Raw genomic sequence first — 15625 nt, 5'->3', positions numbered from 1 at the left:
TAAACCTTAACCACTACGGCCCCCTTCACACCTTTTCATGTTTTCTTATGATAGAATCATCCTCCTCCAAAAACGGCCAAGCCGGATACTCTATCGGTAAGCGGCTGACCTCATCCAGTCTGAGTAATTCATTATTAGACAAGCGAATACCGCTTGCCGCAAGATTATCCTGCAGCTGACCGGGGTTTTTCGCTCCAATAACGACACTGGTAACAGCCTTCCGGTTAAGCACCCAGGCCAGAGCGACTTGCGCTACCGTAGACTCGCGTGAGTCGGCAATTTCCTGTAGCACATCAAGGATCGGATAAGCTTTTTCCTTGTCTACGGGAGGGAACGAAAGCAGCGCATGACGGTCATTGTTACTTCCCGCATTGCGGCGCGAGTATTTACCCGACAGGAATCCGCCGGAAAGGGGGCTCCATACGATTAAACCCATATTTTGATCCTGAAGAACCGGAATGATTTCTCGTTCAATTTCCCGTGCGGCCAGTGAATAATAGGATTGACTGCTTTTGAAAGCGTGAAGCCCATGCAGCTGCGAGAGCCCCCGGGTTTTCATCATGCTCCACCCATTCATGTTAGAGCTGCCGATATAGCGTACTTTTCCGCTGCGGACCAGATCGTCGAGAGCCCGGAGCGTCTCTTCCCAGTCCGTCAGTTGGTCGGGGTTGTGCACTTGGTATAAATCGATATAGTCCGTTCCGAGCCGCTTAAGACTGTCTTCGACCTGCTTCATGATGTGCAGCCGCGATAAACCGAGCTCGTTCGGTGCGCTTCCCATGCGCCCTCTAACCTTCGTTGCGATGAGAGCTTGATGTCTTTTGTTTTTTAATGCTTTTCCGAGAATTTCCTCCGATTGCCCATCGGAATAGACATTGGCCGTATCAAAAAAATTCACCCCCGCATCCATGGCCTGATCCACCAGCACACCCGCTTCCTTCTCGTCGAGCCCGCCGAAGATGCCCCACTTTTCACCGCCGCCAAAAGTCATCGTGCCCAAACCGATTTCCGATACGAGCACTCCCGTATTACCGAGCAAGTTGTATCTCATTGTTCTCTACCTCCTGATTGGATTTTGTATTACACTAATGGTGACGGGCGTACATTGCGATGGACGCAAAAAAAGAAAAAATATTTTTGGATATGAGGGAGAGTCTGTCTATGAATCTGGAGACGTTATGGGATGAATATCATGAGCATGTCCGGAATTTCGTTCGGCAAAAAACCAATAATCATACCGATGTCGAAGATATCGTTCAGAATGTCTTTCTGAAGGCTTACGAGGGAATAGCTCTTTTGCGGGATGAAGAAAAAGTACGCGCTTGGGTCTTTCAAATCGCACGAAACAGCATTACGGATCATTTTCGGAAGGGGAGAAAGACAGGCGAGCTTTCAGATGCGGTTCATATTGCCGAGGAAGAGCCCGTCCCGGATTGTTCCCCGGAGGCAGCGTCGGGCATGATGTCTATCCTTGCCCGCTTGCCGGATAAATACCGGGAGGCGCTTGATCTTGTCGAGCTGAAAGGGATGTCGCAGAAGCAGTTGAGCGAGCATCTGGACATCTCCTATTCAGGGGCGAAGTCGAGAGTGCAGCGGGGAAGGGAGCTGGTTAAGGAAATGATGGTCAGCTGCTGCGAGATCGAAGCGGATCGTTACGGGAATATAATCGACTACCGTGTTGTTCTGGATGAACCGCGCCGAACGAGAAAAAAACCGAATAGTTGGGGTTAAGCGCAAGAGCAGCAAGTAACGTAAAGTTAGTGTCAAAAACTGAAAATAAATTCGATGATAATGCATTTCGCAGTGGTTTAGTTTCGAGAACCGAAACTAAACCACTCAATCCGTAACAGGCATACTAACAGATTTCAATCCTCGATTCCCTCTACAAGACTTTTATCCTCAAACCGTGTCGACAGCACCACCAGCGTCGTTGAAAATCCGAAAACGTGGCAAGCGTCAAGAAAAGCGGCCAACGTTTCGCTCGATTCGGTGACCACCTTCATCAAGTAGTTATACTCGCCGCTCGTTCGGTAAAGGTCGATAATCTCAGGGGACGCTTCGCCGAAAGCTTCAAATTCCTTGCAGCTATTCGATTTGAATAAAACAAATGCGGTAGTGTGCTTGCCAAGCTTCGTTGGCGACAGCTCCGCCCGGTAACCTGTGATGACCCCTTGATCCTCCATTTTCCGAAGCCTTTCCGTTACAGCCGGCTGTGACATGGCGATCATCCGGCTGATCTCGGAAATGGAAATCCGGGCGTTATCATGCAACGCAGCCAGTATTTTATAGTCGATGCGGTCCATTTAAGATGACACCTCATTTATTAAAGTGATGGGTTTGATTAAACGTGAAATTTAAGTTTTGAGGCCCAAACTGCCTTCAACTTCTCATTCCGATTGTACGTGATATCAACTAAAATGACATTAATAAATCGAAAAGGGAAGTGGAAACCATGACAAAAATAACAAACGAACTTGCTGCGATTGGCAGAACAGAATACATGACGACCGGCGACGGATACCGGATCGCCTATCGTATCGAAGGCCCGGCAAATGCGCCGGTATTGGTCCTATCGAATTCGATTGGGACGTCGCTCCACATGTGGGACGGGCAAATCGAAGCTTTGTCGGAGCGCTTCCGCGTGCTCCGCTACGATTTTCGGGGGCACGGCTCCTCGGATGCCCCGGCAGGCGCCTATTCGTTCGATAGGCTTGGACGGGATGTTATCGAACTCTTGGACGCGTTGAACATCAACCGCGTGCATTTCTTAGGGCTGTCCATGGGCGGCGTGGTTGGGCAATGGCTAGCCATTCATACGCCTGAACGGATCGAGCGGCTGGTTCTTAGTAATACGTCATCCTACCTGGGGCCAGCCGAGCAATGGGATTACATGATCGCCTCCGTTCAGAAGAGCGAAAACCTGTCGGAGCTCGCCGATATGTTTATCGGGAACTGGTTCCCGCCCGCTATGCGGGAACCGGAAACCTCCCTCGTGTCGTCGTTCCGCGACATGGTTCTCGCTACGGACCCTAAAGGATTCGAAGGTAGCTTCGCTGCCATCCGCGATTTGGATATGCGCCGGACGGCCGCGCTGATCAGCAGTCCGACCTTGGTGATCGCAGGCCAGTACGATACGGTGACACTCCCCGGCCATAGCGAATTGATCGCCGCCACGGTGCCCAATGCCAAGCTTATCATGCTGCCTGCCGTGCACATGCCTAATGTCGAGCGGCCTGCGGAATTCCTGAACGCCGTTCTCGATTTCTTGCAGAAGAATTAATAGTTACTCTACTAGACGATGGAAAGAAGTTTGCTTCTTTTAAAAATTCCTCAAACGGAAACCTTCCTCTAAACGATGGAAGGTTTGTTTTCTTGGCGAAGGCTGGATGGAAACGCTTGATAGGGCCTACCGGGGCTTGATTTCGGATTTTGTACTCGAAACGGATGATATTTAATATTAACGATTATGGGGCTGGGAAAATAATGATAAACCCGGCTGCTGCTTGGCAGCCGGGTTTATCATTTAGCATTACGTTATCTCTCGTACCAATACCCCGGAATCCCGTTCTCCAGCCGCATCAGCGTCTCCATATAGAAGTAGTCGCCCCAGATGACGTAATCGTCAGGGGAGGCTCCCGATCTCACCGAGTATGAGCCGCGGTTTAACAAACCCTGCGCATCTTCCTCGCCGCTCGTCGCGTAATTGGATACAAGAGATGCCATCGAACGGTGAACCGCCTCTAACAGCAGCCCGCGATCGGGATCGTCCTGGCTCAGGAAGCCGGCGATTTCGAGCATGCCCGCTGCGGCAATGGCTGAGGCGGAGCTGTCGCGTTTCGTTTCCGGGATCTGGGGAGCATCGAAATCCCAGTATACGACATGATCCTCGGGCATTCTTTCAATAAAATACCGAGCCAGCCTTTTCGCCGTCTCCAGCATCTCCGGCTGTCCTAAATAACGGTAAGCGAGAGCGAAGCCGTAGATTCCCCAGGCTTGACCCCTCGTCCACGTAGAGCCGTCCCGGAAGCCTTGCGCCGTTCCGCCGCGCAGCGCATCTCCGGTTTCCTGATCGAAGTAAAACGTATGATAGGAGGAGTCGTCTCCGCGAACGAGGAAACGGCGGCTCTTCTCGGAGTGAATCGATGCTGCCTGACGGTACGCTTCGTTGCCCGTATGCTGGTATGCCCAATGGAGCAGCGGCAAATTCATCATGCAGTCGATGATGATACGTCCGCCGTTATCCGGGTCGCCCTCAGGTCCCCATGCTTGCAAGATTTGCGGTTTCTCGCGCCAGCGCTCCATTAGAATATCGGCGGCCTGCAGGGTCAACTGCTTCGCCGCTTCGTTCTTCTCAAGGATCCATTGTGCCTTTGAGGATAGTGAATAGAGGAAGCCGATATCATGATGGGCGAGGCTCACCCTGCGCTCAATCCGGTTGCGGAAGCTGTCCACCGTCTTCACGGCTGCCTCGCGGAATGCCGCATCACCCGAGTATTCGTAGCTAAGCCACAGCATGCCCGACCAGAAGCCCTCGGTCCAATCGGTATTGTTGTTTAGCTGGTAAATGCGGTCGCCATTGCTGACATGCGGGAATTTATCCCCGAACCGCTCGATGTCAGCCCGTATAACCACTAATGCGTCTTCAATCGCTTGTTTCCACATGTTCGTCCGAATCCCCCTTAAACTATAGATAATTTGTTTGCATGTGTCCATTATAACGCCGGATTTGTTGCGTCTTCTTGTGATATTATGTAGCTATATTGCGTTTTTTTTGCGGCGATAACGGAGGGGTGGCCATGAATAGAATTCAGCCTTTGGATCTCGGAGCGCAGCCTTTCTTTCTGTCTTACAGAACAGAGACGAAGGGCGAGCACTGGCGGATGCATCATGCGCATCAAGGGTGCGAGCTCTTGTATGTATATGAAGGAGCGGGCAGCATAACGGTGGAGAATAAGACATATCCGCTGCGGCCGGGCACGCTAATTTGCTTTCAGCCTTATCAACTGCATAAGGTTGAGGTGCCTTCAAGCGAGGACGGCTCTTATATCCGCACCAACCTGACCTTTGACCCGAGGTTTATAGAATCGTATACGGAGCCATTTCCCAAGCTGCGATCGTTTCTGCGCAGACTATGGAAGGGGCTATTGGCTCAGCAGGTATTCGGGCTGGGCAGCGACAGCCGTCTCCCCGAACTGCTTGCCGAGCTTGACCGGTCCCGGAGGCAGTGGGGGGAAGGCCCGCAGGACGAGGAGGGAGCGTTGTTCCTGCTTGCCATTCTGCGGCATTTGCAGCTGTATGTATTTCCTGCGGAGGATGCGTCTCCGAGCATGCCGGAAAAGGCTTCAGGCCATATCGAGCATATGATGGACTGGATAGAGACGCATTACAGGGAGCCGTTCGATCTGTCCAGAATGGCGGAGGATTGCCATTTGTCTCCATATCATGTCTCCCATCTGTTCAAGCGTTATGCAGGGGTAACGATCACCGGTTATATTGCCGCACGGCGTATACGGGAGGCTTGCGCGCTTTTGGCCAAAACGGACAAGCAGATCGGGGATATCGGACGTGAGGTGGGCAGCCTGGGAACGCCGTATTTTTGCCAAATGTTCAAGAATCATAAAGGCGTTACCCCGCAGGCTTACCGGTCCATGGTGCGAAGAGCTTACGAAGGCTGAAATTGTTGATATGTCCTTCTAAAATTCATGCAAAATACACACGTTGTACACAACTCACCTCTATACTTGGTCTTGAGGTCACAAATGCGGAGGTGCGATAATGCGTATGAGATTCAATTGTATAATCATTAGTAAATACGCATGATAACAAGTAGGTATAATATCTCAAGTCTAGGCTTAAATTATGGAGCAACAGATTGCTGCTCCGATGCGGAGTGTTCGGCAATGAAGCGAAGGATATTATTAGTTGAAGACGATATGCTGATGCGTGAATTTATAACGGACTATTTCAAGAAGGAACAGTGGGAAGTGGTTGAGGCGGAGAACGGAAGGCTCGCGCTCGAGCTTTTCGAACAGATCACCGTTGACCTGATCGTTCTGGACATTATGATGCCGGAAATGGATGGGTGGTCGGTATGCAGACGCATCCGCGAGAAGTCGGACGTCCCGATCATTATGATCACGGCAAGAGCGGAAGACGATGATCACATGATGGGGTTCGAGCTTGGCGCCGATGAATACGTGACGAAGCCTCTCAGCCCGAGAGTATTGGTGGCCCGCGCTACCGCATTAATGAAGAGGAAGGAAGGCACGGTTGGACGCGATGATGGTTTGATTAGGTACGGAGAGCTCGTCGTGAACCGGAAGAATCATACGGTATCCGCGGCGGGAAGCGCAATTAATCTGTCACCGAAGGAATATGAACTGCTTCTTCTTCTGATGAAGCACTATGGCAAGGTATTGCCTCGTGATTATATTTTGGATGCGGTATGGGGGTACGATTATGTGGGGGATTTGCGCACAGTTGACACCCACATCAAAAAATTAAGAGCCAAGCTTGGAGACGAAGGCCGTTATATAGGGACCGTCATTCGATCCGGCTATAAATTTGAGATGGAACCATGAGAAGGCATGGCGTCGTTCTTAAGCTGTTCGTGGTAACGTCTGTTTTGATTTTGATCGTTTTTTCCTTTGTGATGCTGGCGGAAGGCTTGTTTTTCGAGCGATTCTACCGAACGTCCAAGATCCATGCCTTAGAGAGGAAAATGGCTCAATTTGCCGAGCATTTCCATCAAGCCGAATCGAATGATCAACAGGTTTCGCGGCTGCTTGGATCCTTCATGAATCAAAATGATACGAGCACGTCCATCCTAAACGACCGATTTGTTCAAACGGCTATCAATCCTTATTTTCTGGTGCTGCAAGCAGGCGGCAGGTTCATTACGATTCGGATGCCGATAGAAGGAATGACCGTCGACGAGATCCCGCAAGGCTATCAAATCGGAGACAGGATGGCGGTTGACGGGATCTTTATGGATGAGAAGGATACGGTCCTCCATCCTGTGGAATTCCAGCCGGCGGCGAACACGGAACCAGCCGCAGGGCTGGTACGAGTGGAAGGCGAGATTACGGATGTGATGCTGCCGGAGCGCAGATCTTATAACCCTCTCTACCAGGATACCCTGATCGATGATGCTCTCCAAGATTGGAGGCCGAATGCGGCTCGATATCAAACTCAATTGCAGAGCGGCTCCACAGTGGAAATGGAGTGGACCGACCCATGGAGCGGCGTCGAGTATGCCATTCTGATCCAACCGCTATCAGAGGGTAAGAATGGAGACCGTTATTTATTCGTTATGACTTCTCTACAGCCCGTCGGGGAAGCGGTCGAAACGCTGAAGCAATATGTCGTTTATTTGGCGCCGATCATTCTAATCCTTATCATCGTTCTGTCCTTGATTTATTCCAGAATGGTTTCCCGTCCGTTAGTGGTGTTAAACCGTTCGGCAGCGCGTCTTGCCAGACTGGATTTTACCGAGCAGCCGGAAATCCGTTCGAAGGATGAATTCGGCGAGCTGTCCCGCCATATGATTGCGTTATCCCGAAATTTAGATGTGACCTTAAAGGAGCTTACCCGAGCGAATGAGAAGCTGCAGGAGGATATGGAAGAGAAGCAGCGCTCGGAGCAGCTCCGCAAAGAGCTGGTTGCGAATATTTCCCATGAGCTGAAAACGCCTCTCGGCATTGTGAAAGGCTTCGCGGAAGGGCTTCAGGATGGTGTGGCGAACGATAAAAGAGAAAGATACCTTGCCCTCATCGTGAATGAAACGGACCGGATGAATGCGTTAATTATGGATATGCTGGAGCTTTCCAAATTTGAGGTCAAGGCGGTTCGGCTGCAGTCCGGAAGCTTCTCTATCACCCGTCTTGTTCAATCGGCGGTTGATTCGTTCTCTCAGCAGCTCGAGAGCAAGCGCCTTCAAGTCAAGCTAAATAGCGACTCTGAGGAAGAAATGTTTGTGATGGCAGACTCTGGACGAATCGAGCAGGTCGTTCTGAATTTATTGAGTAATGCGATTCGGCACGCGGAAGAGGGCAGCGACATCACAATCGGTATTGGGCGGACAGGTGACGGAAAGATACAGACAGTCATCGAAAACATCGGGCGTCCAATCGCAGAGGAGGACCTGAGCCGGATTTGGGATCATTTCTACCGGGCTGAGCGTTCGCGGGACCGTAAATCCGGCGGAACGGGTCTAGGGCTAGCGATCGTCAAGCATATTCTGGAGCTTCATGAAAGCGAGTTTGGCGCAGCGAATACGAAGCAAGGCGTCGCATTTTCTTTTACCTTATATGAAAGCAGAGGAGAACCTCATGATTAAAAAAAATGTCGTCTATTTGACCGCCGCTTTGTGCGTACTGCTGCTGGTCAGTGCGTGCGGGGCAAAAGCAAACTCGGAAACGGGGGCAAACACGAACCCGCCTGAAGCCAATCAAGAGAGTACCGCAGACAATGGGGATACGGCTAGTGGGGAGGATGAATCGTCGAATGCCGACGAGGAAATTTTAATGATCATCGATCAGACACCAAAACCGATTGAGGGAAACAGCTTTGATTTTATCGTGAACAAGCTCCCCGAAGGATACGCATTGGCTGAAATGCAGTGGATTTCCGATAAGAGCCAGGTGAAAAATACGGTTCAAGAAGCCGTCGAACACGGCGGGAACGGCGAAGACGGCTTTTATATTAGCGGAGACGGCCAATTTATGGGCTTCTTCTATCCGGATTCGATGAAAGGCGAGGAAGGCCAGGTTATATTTATTTTCAGAAATGAGCATGGCAAGGAGCTGACTTGGAAGAAAAGTATTTCCTTGTTGTAAGACAACATTCAGAAAAAGCAGCCGATGAGGGCTGCTTTTTCTAGTTCAAATGCGCCTACCATGGGATTGAAAACCTATGTCGCGCGCTTTTCCAATTCAACGTACCCGTCAATACGAGTGCTGCGAAATAGAGGAGCAAGGAACAGACGATTGAAGCGATTACGCTCCATAACAGCGGCAGGCCTTGGGCGTTCAGATAGTCAAAGGTCCAGTGCCCTCCTATCGCCATTAGCATCATACAGATCCCAACCTTCACATAAGGACGAATGCTCCAATAAAATCCGATCGAGCTTGAGATGGAAAAGAAGTTTAGCAGCGTCTGCATGACAATGCCGATGCCGATGCCGAACGCAACGCCATTAATGCCGAATTGGCTGCCGAAGACGAAGATAGATACAGCCTTGAATGCGGTAGCTACGACGTAGTTCCACAGCGTAGCTCTCGCGCGGCCGAGCCCGAGCAGAATCGCATGCAGCGGAGCGTCGAAATAATGCAGGAAAAACATCGGCGCTAATATTTTTAGCAGCAATCCCGCTTCCGGCGCGTTGTAGACCAGCGTCGTAAGCGGGGTTGCCCACTCGAACAGGATGACGGTCGCCGGCGCGCCGATCAGAAGTCCCAAGCTTAGCGCCTGATTCATCCGTTCATGCATAAGCAGACTGTTCTTGTTCGCCGCTGCTTCGCCGATCGCAGGAATGAGGGCGGTGGATAAGGATTGCGTGATAAAGCTTGGCATAAAAAGCAGCGGAAAAGCATAGCCGGCCAGCAGGCCGAATTGCTTCGTGGCTAGCGCCGTGCCGATGCCGGCCAGCGCCAGGCTGGTTGTAATGAGAAGCGGCTGGAAAGTGCTGTATAACGATTGAATAACGCCGTGTCCGGTCGTCGGCAGGCCGATCTGCATCAGCTCTCCGAGCGTGCTTCTGCCGTGCTTCAGGTGGCTCGACCATGTCTCGCCCGGCGTCTTCTTCTCGCCGTATAGCTTATAGCTTGCCATCAGGAATAAGAGGCTGATCGCTTCGCTGACGACAGAGGCGGCCATTGCGCCCGCCGCCGCATACGCGATGCCGTATGGCAGCAATAGGTGCACCAGTGCAAGGACACAGGCAATCTGCACCGTATGCTCGAGCACATCGGAAGCGGCGATGGTCTTCATCTGCTGCATGCCGCGGAAGTACCCTTTTAACACCGCGGAGACGGCGACAATCGGCGCGATCGGCGTAATCGCGAGCATCGCGTAATATGCGCGTTGATCGCTCAGCAGGATGGATGCGATCCACTCGGATCCGAGCAAGGAAACAGTCGTAAGCGTCACGCTTAAAACGCCGGTAACGGCGAGCGAGACGTGCAGGATACGTCTCACTTTCATTCGTTCGCCGCGAGCGGAGGCTTCAGCGACCAGCTTTGAAATCGCCACCGGCAAGCCAAGCTCCGTAATCGTAATGACGAGCGGCACGAGCGGATGCGCCATCATCAAGAGGCCGATTCCCTCCGCGCCGAGTACGCGAGCGATATACATGCCGCTGATAAAGCCGAGAATACGGTTGATGAAAGCAGCGGCAGACAAGACCAGCGTACCTCTCATGAACGATTGCCCGGGTTGTGTCATAAGTTTGGTTCCTCCTGTTTATGTCATACTTAAATGTATTCATCAATTGGAAAAGCATGCGAACGAGCTTATGTGAGAGGTATTCCCGAACGCCTGGATTGATGTTGAGTTATAAGCTAACAGGTGGAATGAATAAAAATAAATAGCAATTGGATTTCCGAATAAGGTATATTGAATAAAAAAAGGAAAAAGTGAAAAATGGTCATCAAAATGATATTCAAGATCTAACCGCATGTGTGAAAATTCCGTTTTATAAGGAGATTCATAAATGGAAATAAGAGTGTTAAATGAAAACGAACAGCCTCCAATGGAATTGCTTTTATTAGCGGACCCTTCCCGGAAGCTTGTTGAAGAATACATGCAAAGAGGTCAATGCTTTGTCGCTGAAGCGGCTGACCGTATAATAGGCGTCTATGTCTTATTGCGAACAAGACCTGAGACGGTTGAGTTGGTAAATCTGGCAGTTGATGAAAACTGCCAAGGCAAAGGAATAGGGAAACAGTTGGTGAACCATGCCATTCATCAGGCCAAATTGCTTGGTTTTAAAACGATTGAAATCGGTACGGGTAATTCAGGTGTAGGTCAACTTGCTCTTTATCAAAAATGCGGGTTCCGAATAACCGGAATTGACAGAGACTTTTTTGTCAGACATTATAATGAAAAAATATTTGAAAACGGGATACAAGTTGTGGATATGATTCGCTTATCACAGGATTTATAAATAAGGGAGGGAATTATATTGAATCCAAATCCATCTATTTTGAGGGACGGATTATCGATCATATCTTCATGCAAAAAAGAAACAGGCGATATTTGGCAGGCTCACATAGGCGCTGCCGCAATCGGGAGTTATTTTTTCGTTGCAACTAATAATTGGAGTCAAGAACTGGCTGGACTCGTATCTGCGCAGGCTGCAGCGATGGTCAACAAGGTTCTTGGGACGGACGGCGCACAACACCGTGCAGGATGTGACGAGCAAACAGCCGTAACCGCCATACTTGAGGCGCTTGATAAAACGATCGATCAGCTGCATTGGGTCGGTCATAATGTGATTTACAGCGCGGCAAGTTTATTGGCCATCCATGAACTTAAAGGCTGGGGAAGCGCGGAGGATATTGCGGGAATAACCGATCTCATTCACTCGTTTGAGAGGACGATTCCGGGACGGTCATGGATTGGTTTTTCTGCTTCCGAAGTGAAGAGGATGGAGATTACGGATGAGGACGGCTTTCCGGCCATAGCGAATCCCAGTGAGCTTTCTTTCCTTGTGCTGGAACAATTGGCCGAGTTTCCGGTCATTTACCGCGCGGAATCGCATCATGATTTGATTGGACACATGCTGACTTTCTCCCATGCGTTAAACATCTTGCATGACCTTGGCCATGTCTCCTTCTTCAAAAGAGGATTACCGCCCATAATGAAGCTGATTAAAGCTCTGCGCTACAGCCTTAATGTTAAACCTGGAGATGCAATCAAGTTGGTATCTCCTGTCGATCATCTGCCTTTGCAGCCGGCGGAGCGGGCGGACGTGCTGCCGTCCGAAATGAAGTTCTGGGAAAAGAACTATAGCGAGCAAGATTGGGATTACGGCCACGTATTTAAATTTTCCCACAGCTTCTATGACCATTTACGGCGAGTGGAGCAAAAGAAAGAATCGTATATTGAAAACTTTCGTTATGTCACTGTCTAAGGTATCGTTTGCGAAGAATCAGGGAATAAAAACATTTGGAATTGTGTTTGGAAATATGAGGAAGACGAGACTATTCACGACCATTTTGTAGTTGAGGCATTTGGTGAGGGTTGGAAAATCCAAGATAGTATCAATGTCACCCGTAGACATGACGAAAATCACCCTCAGTAATACTGAAATATCATTTCCCCTAAGATTCGTTTTAATTTATCTTTTCCCTATTATTGCTTTAAACATTAACGTATTCTTGAAGGATAACCTGAATGGAGGGATTCAGTGATCCAAGTATACGATCTTAAAGATAAAGCCGAACAATTTGAAAAAACTGTCCAATTGTTTTGGAGCCAATGGGGTACCGATAAGAATTATAAGTTTTATTACGACTGTATGCTTCATTCCATGAAAACGGAGAGCGACTTGCCGCGTTTTTATATTGCCGTACAAAATGATTCGATTATCGGTACATATGCGTTATTAAGGAATGACTTGATCAGCCGTCAAGACATCTTACCGTGGCTCGCTTGTTTATATATCGTACCTGAATACAGAGGGCGGAATATGGGGGCCGAATTGCTGCAGCACGCGCTTCACGAAACCCGGAAAATGGGATATAACAGCCTTTACCTCTGTACCGATTTGGAAGGCTATTACGAAAAGTATGGGTGGGTCCACTTCACTAACGGATACATCTTTAATGGCACGGAAACGAAAATATATGCGGCTGCTATTGCAACGAATACGTATTCTCATGAAAATACTGTAATCCAATCCATTAAGGAATGCCCTGAACGGCGAAATGCGTTCATAGCATACATTTCTGCAGCTTGGCCAGCGGTTAAGAACGCCGTGATCCCCCAATTGGAAGAAAGTTTAGCAACATCGAACCGTTTACCATTAACTTTCCTGGTGTTAAAGAATGACCGGATTATCGGCTTCTATCAACTGATTGAACAGGAATATCTGGATCGTAAAGATCTATCACCCTGGATTGCGCCTTTGTTTATCGACAAGAGTGAGCGAGGGCAGGCTTTAGGAGCGATGCTTTTGCAACATGGAAGGAAAACGGCAGGTCAGTTGGGGTATGAAAAGGTCTACCTAACGACGGACCATATTCGATATTACGAGAAGTATGGTTTCCGAGAGATCGGACTTAGCAATTTTGAGTGGGGACGCCCCAGTAAAATATATGAGCATGATGCTATTTCTAAATAGCAGACACAGACTAAACTGAAGAAGCGAACGTCAGTACAATGAATAAATGAATGAATCAGAGCTATCCCGAAAGGTTAAAGATGACCTTGGGGACAGCTCTTTTCTATAAGTTGCGCTTCTCTGGGTTTTCGGATGAAGAGAATGATGCTTAAGAGACCGATCGCCACATTCTATTAAAACTTAGCATATAGATAAGTGGTCCAATCAAGGCGCCGAACACAATGTCATCAGTCCATTCTAATGGGGGCTTATAGCCTTAATGAATGGTTTTGACTAAGCCGCCATCGATAATGTAATCCACGCCCGTAATCATTGAAGAATGGTCGGATGCCAGAAATAGGACCAGCTCGGCAATCTCATGGGGCTCCGCAAATCTGCCAAGTGAAATGCCTAAGGCAAGAGCCGTCTCATGGATTCCTTCTTCGGTTCCAATTATTGTTTCTGACCACATATCGGTACGGGTTGGTCCGGGTGCTACCGTATTGACGCGAATGCCTTGCGACGCGAATTCCCCGGCTAAATTCTTAGATAAATTAGTTACGGCAGCCTTTGAAGAACTGTATGCGATGATAAGGGGATTAGGCATAATGGCGTTCATTGAGGAGATATTGACAATCGATCCTATTCCAAAGGACGGAATACTGGCCACGCTGTATGCGATTGGCGGCAAGTGGAAGCCGCTCATACTGTTTATATTGCTGAATGAGGGGACGAAGCGGTTCGGAGAACTAAGACGATCGTTACCGAATGTCACGCAAGGCATGCTGACTAATCAGCTTCGAGAGCTGGAGCGGGACGGTCTTATTATCAGACGAATCTATCAGGAGATCCCTCCTAAGGTTGAGTACTCTTTATCCGATCATGGAAAAACATTGGGTTCTGTTTTGACGGATATGTTCGGATGGGGTTTTAAACATATTGATTTTATGGATTCGAATCATTCTTAAGTTTAATAAAGACACTTGAAGCAGTTGGTCCTGTTCGGCTGCTTTCCCCGTTAACTTGACTTAATTCACTATATCGGGTTACGATATAGACACTGCATCAGATCACGATATAGAGGTGAAATTCCATTGAGTAAGACCGAACTGGTCAAAGGCAGTACCGAAGTCATTATCTTATCCCTGTTATCAGAACAGGTTATGTATGGGTACGAACTAGCTCAAAAGATTGAAAATGAATCTGAAGGTTTTCTCCGTTTTCGGGAGGGGACGTTATACCCTGCGCTGAAAAAGTTAGAAACTCAAGGGTTCGTAGAAAGCTATTGGCGGAACTCCACCGAAGGTCCACGCCGTAAATACTACAAAATCACCAACACGGGCAAAAAAGCATTATCCGGCTTAATAAACGAGTGGACCGCGTTCCAACGTGTGATGAACAAGATTGTAGGTGTGTCCCATGGCTAAGGAAACGGAGTTTACGGATTACGTAAGGTCCGTTATCGAGGCATTGTCTCTAAATCCAGAAGAAAAGGAAGAACTGCGGGAAGAGCTGGAACAGCATTTACGTGAGCTGATGACCCATTTCATAGAGCAAGGTCAATCCAAACGGGAAGCGATGAAACTAGCCAAGGAACAATTCGGCGATCCCGAACAGCTGCGGCCTGAATTTCAAAAAAGCCATATTCCTTCGTGGAAACAATACCTGAGTAAAGAAATCCTGATTTGGCTTATTTGTTTGGTCGCAGCGTCCGTTGGCCCTAGCCTGCTCATTAATGCGCATTACACGCTTCTATTCATAGCTGGCCCGTTAATGTTTCTTATTATTTGCACCCTGTTGTACCAGGGGGTCATCCAAAGAATACGACATCCATTTGTATGTATCACCATGTTCTTACTTTTGTATAGCACTTTCACTTGGGATATGATTCAATACCATTCGTTCAAGCGCTTTATAGAAGAGTTCGTAACTTTTCGATTAGGTGGAGAAGGATTAGCTGCTATATCCATCATCCATCTGTTATGGGGCGGCATTCTCTTACGTTTCTTCAATAAGGGATGGCGTGCCCTGGCACGAGTCAGCTATGAGTATTGGGCAATGTTTATTATTGCATTCTATACGATGAAAGCCGAACTAATAACGAGTTCAGCCGAAGGGCAAGTATTACTTCTTAATACCGTGTTACTGTATGTATTCTTCCAGCTAATGATTGAAAGCCAAATAGTTTTAAAAATAAAAAATAAAATAAAGCATTAATTGGTGCAAGGTGAGCGCTCAACCATCTCCCACGAATCAGAGACTTATTTTCGAGGGGAAAGTTAGGGTACATAACAAATCGAA

General features: G+C 48.7%; 17 protein-coding genes. 12 read left to right on the top strand and 5 right to left on the bottom strand.

The window, feature by feature from the left end; genetic code table 11:
• Positions 1 to 25: 25 nt before the first annotated feature.
• Positions 26 to 1051 (bottom strand): aldo/keto reductase, encoded by a 1026-nt coding sequence (locus H581_RS0130950; protein WP_029192630.1) that lies wholly within the window; start codon positions 1049 to 1051, stop codon positions 26 to 28.
• Between the two features lie 110 nt (positions 1052 to 1161).
• Here H581_RS0130950 and sigZ point away from each other — a divergent pair, with 110 nt between their 5' ends.
• On the top strand, positions 1162 to 1731 hold the full coding sequence (gene sigZ / locus H581_RS35985) for an RNA polymerase sigma factor SigZ (RefSeq protein WP_051251495.1): 570 nt from the start codon (positions 1162 to 1164) through the stop codon (positions 1729 to 1731).
• A 134-nt stretch (positions 1732 to 1865) separates the two neighbouring features.
• On the opposite strand, the gene H581_RS0130940 is transcribed toward sigZ, so the two are convergent.
• Positions 1866 to 2303 carry an Lrp/AsnC family transcriptional regulator gene (locus H581_RS0130940; protein ID WP_029192629.1) on the bottom strand — a complete coding sequence of 146 codons (438 nt, stop codon included), beginning with the start codon at positions 2301 to 2303 and terminating at the stop codon, positions 1866 to 1868.
• Between the two features lie 149 nt (positions 2304 to 2452).
• On the opposite strand from H581_RS0130940, the gene pcaD reads away from it, so the two are divergent.
• Positions 2453 to 3280, top strand: coding sequence for a 3-oxoadipate enol-lactonase (gene pcaD / locus H581_RS0130935; protein ID WP_051251494.1), 828 nt, complete (start codon positions 2453 to 2455; stop codon positions 3278 to 3280).
• Positions 3281 to 3534: 254 nt separating this feature from the next.
• Here the strand turns inward: pcaD and H581_RS0130930 are convergent, their stop codons facing one another.
• Positions 3535 to 4662 carry a glycoside hydrolase family 88 protein gene (locus H581_RS0130930; protein WP_029192627.1) on the bottom strand — a complete coding sequence of 376 codons (1128 nt, stop codon included), beginning with the start codon at positions 4660 to 4662 and terminating at the stop codon, positions 3535 to 3537.
• Between the two features lie 134 nt (positions 4663 to 4796).
• Between H581_RS0130930 and H581_RS0130925 the strand changes: the two genes are divergently transcribed.
• The 4 genes from H581_RS0130925 to H581_RS0130910 all read left to right on the top strand — a co-directional run bounded on the left by H581_RS0130925 (position 4797) and on the right by H581_RS0130910 (position 8837).
• Positions 4797 to 5675, top strand: coding sequence for an AraC family transcriptional regulator (locus H581_RS0130925; RefSeq protein ID WP_029192626.1), 879 nt, complete (start codon positions 4797 to 4799; stop codon positions 5673 to 5675).
• 225 nt (positions 5676 to 5900) lie between these two features.
• The gene (locus H581_RS0130920; RefSeq protein ID WP_029192625.1) at positions 5901 to 6581 is read left to right on the top strand and encodes a response regulator transcription factor; all 681 of its coding nucleotides are present in this window, start codon (positions 5901 to 5903) and stop codon (positions 6579 to 6581) included.
• Positions 6578 to 8338 (top strand): sensor histidine kinase, encoded by a 1761-nt coding sequence (locus tag H581_RS0130915; RefSeq protein WP_029192624.1) that lies wholly within the window; start codon positions 6578 to 6580, stop codon positions 8336 to 8338. The genes H581_RS0130920 and H581_RS0130915 overlap by 4 nt, the downstream gene beginning before the upstream one ends.
• Positions 8331 to 8837, top strand: coding sequence for a hypothetical protein (locus H581_RS0130910; protein WP_029192623.1), 507 nt, complete (start codon positions 8331 to 8333; stop codon positions 8835 to 8837). Before H581_RS0130915 ends, H581_RS0130910 begins: the two co-directional genes overlap by 8 nt.
• A 55-nt stretch (positions 8838 to 8892) precedes the next feature.
• Here H581_RS0130910 and spoVB read toward each other — a convergent pair whose 3' ends face one another.
• Positions 8893 to 10443 carry a stage V sporulation protein B gene (gene spoVB, locus H581_RS0130905; RefSeq protein ID WP_029192622.1) on the bottom strand — a complete coding sequence of 517 codons (1551 nt, stop codon included), beginning with the start codon at positions 10441 to 10443 and terminating at the stop codon, positions 8893 to 8895.
• A 268-nt stretch (positions 10444 to 10711) separates the two neighbouring features.
• Here spoVB and H581_RS0130900 point away from each other — a divergent pair, with 268 nt between their 5' ends.
• The 3 genes from H581_RS0130900 to H581_RS38180 all read left to right on the top strand — a co-directional run bounded on the left by H581_RS0130900 (position 10712) and on the right by H581_RS38180 (position 13345).
• On the top strand, positions 10712 to 11164 hold the full coding sequence (locus H581_RS0130900; protein ID WP_029192621.1) for a GNAT family N-acetyltransferase: 453 nt from the start codon (positions 10712 to 10714) through the stop codon (positions 11162 to 11164).
• An 18-nt stretch (positions 11165 to 11182) separates the two neighbouring features.
• Positions 11183 to 12133 carry a hypothetical protein gene (locus tag H581_RS0130895; protein ID WP_036720690.1) on the top strand — a complete coding sequence of 317 codons (951 nt, stop codon included), beginning with the start codon at positions 11183 to 11185 and terminating at the stop codon, positions 12131 to 12133.
• 276 nt (positions 12134 to 12409) lie between these two features.
• Positions 12410 to 13345: a GNAT family N-acetyltransferase gene (locus H581_RS38180; protein WP_156889740.1), complete on the top strand. Its 936-nt coding sequence runs from the start codon at positions 12410 to 12412 to the stop codon at positions 13343 to 13345.
• 256 nt (positions 13346 to 13601) lie between these two features.
• Here H581_RS38180 and H581_RS35975 read toward each other — a convergent pair whose 3' ends face one another.
• Positions 13602 to 13931: an SDR family NAD(P)-dependent oxidoreductase gene (locus tag H581_RS35975; protein ID WP_245600210.1), complete on the bottom strand. Its 330-nt coding sequence runs from the start codon at positions 13929 to 13931 to the stop codon at positions 13602 to 13604.
• A gap of 1 nt (position 13932) precedes the next feature.
• Between H581_RS35975 and H581_RS0130875 the strand changes: the two genes are divergently transcribed.
• The 3 genes from H581_RS0130875 to H581_RS0130865 all read left to right on the top strand — a co-directional run bounded on the left by H581_RS0130875 (position 13933) and on the right by H581_RS0130865 (position 15541).
• Positions 13933 to 14292, top strand: a complete 360-nt coding sequence (locus H581_RS0130875) for a winged helix-turn-helix transcriptional regulator (protein WP_051251492.1) — start codon at positions 13933 to 13935, stop codon at positions 14290 to 14292.
• Between the two features lie 126 nt (positions 14293 to 14418).
• Complete coding sequence (locus H581_RS0130870; RefSeq protein WP_036720688.1) at positions 14419 to 14751, top strand: PadR family transcriptional regulator; 333 nt, start codon at positions 14419 to 14421, stop codon at positions 14749 to 14751.
• Positions 14744 to 15541, top strand: a complete 798-nt coding sequence (locus tag H581_RS0130865) for a permease prefix domain 1-containing protein (RefSeq protein WP_029192616.1) — start codon at positions 14744 to 14746, stop codon at positions 15539 to 15541. The genes H581_RS0130870 and H581_RS0130865 overlap by 8 nt, the downstream gene beginning before the upstream one ends.
• The last annotated feature ends 84 nt before the right edge of the window (positions 15542 to 15625 follow it).

Origin of the sequence: Paenibacillus harenae DSM 16969 (assembly GCF_000422465.1) — a bacterium.
GTDB classification, from domain to species: Bacteria; Bacillota; Bacilli; order Paenibacillales; family Paenibacillaceae; genus Pristimantibacillus; species Pristimantibacillus harenae.
The sequence above is the reverse complement of the archived record's forward strand: the minus strand, read 5'-3'. Positions and strand labels throughout refer to the sequence as shown.

Bases quoted from the DNA above. Each gene is read 5' to 3' on its own strand.
- H581_RS0130950 (WP_029192630.1), bottom strand. From the start codon at position 1,051: ATGAGATACAACTTGCTCGGTAATACGGGAGTGCTCGTATCGGAAATC.
- spoVB (WP_029192622.1), bottom strand. From the start codon at position 10,443: ATGACACAACCCGGGCAATCGTTCATGAGAGGTACGCTGGTCTTGTCT.
- H581_RS0130910 (WP_029192623.1), top strand. From the start codon at position 8,331: ATGATTAAAAAAAATGTCGTCTATTTGACCGCCGCTTTGTGCGTACTG.
- pcaD (WP_051251494.1), top strand. From the start codon at position 2,453: ATGACAAAAATAACAAACGAACTTGCTGCGATTGGCAGAACAGAATAC.
- H581_RS0130930 (WP_029192627.1), bottom strand. From the start codon at position 4,662: ATGTGGAAACAAGCGATTGAAGACGCATTAGTGGTTATACGGGCTGAC.
- H581_RS0130900 (WP_029192621.1), top strand. From the start codon at position 10,712: ATGGAAATAAGAGTGTTAAATGAAAACGAACAGCCTCCAATGGAATTG.
- H581_RS0130920 (WP_029192625.1), top strand. From the start codon at position 5,901: ATGAAGCGAAGGATATTATTAGTTGAAGACGATATGCTGATGCGTGAA.
- H581_RS0130875 (WP_051251492.1), top strand. From the start codon at position 13,933: ATGGCGTTCATTGAGGAGATATTGACAATCGATCCTATTCCAAAGGAC.
- H581_RS35975 (WP_245600210.1), bottom strand. From the start codon at position 13,931: ATGCCTAATCCCCTTATCATCGCATACAGTTCTTCAAAGGCTGCCGTA.
- H581_RS0130925 (WP_029192626.1), top strand. From the start codon at position 4,797: ATGAATAGAATTCAGCCTTTGGATCTCGGAGCGCAGCCTTTCTTTCTG.
- H581_RS0130915 (WP_029192624.1), top strand. From the start codon at position 6,578: ATGAGAAGGCATGGCGTCGTTCTTAAGCTGTTCGTGGTAACGTCTGTT.
- H581_RS0130940 (WP_029192629.1), bottom strand. From the start codon at position 2,303: ATGGACCGCATCGACTATAAAATACTGGCTGCGTTGCATGATAACGCC.
- H581_RS0130865 (WP_029192616.1), top strand. From the start codon at position 14,744: ATGGCTAAGGAAACGGAGTTTACGGATTACGTAAGGTCCGTTATCGAG.
- sigZ (WP_051251495.1), top strand. From the start codon at position 1,162: ATGAATCTGGAGACGTTATGGGATGAATATCATGAGCATGTCCGGAAT.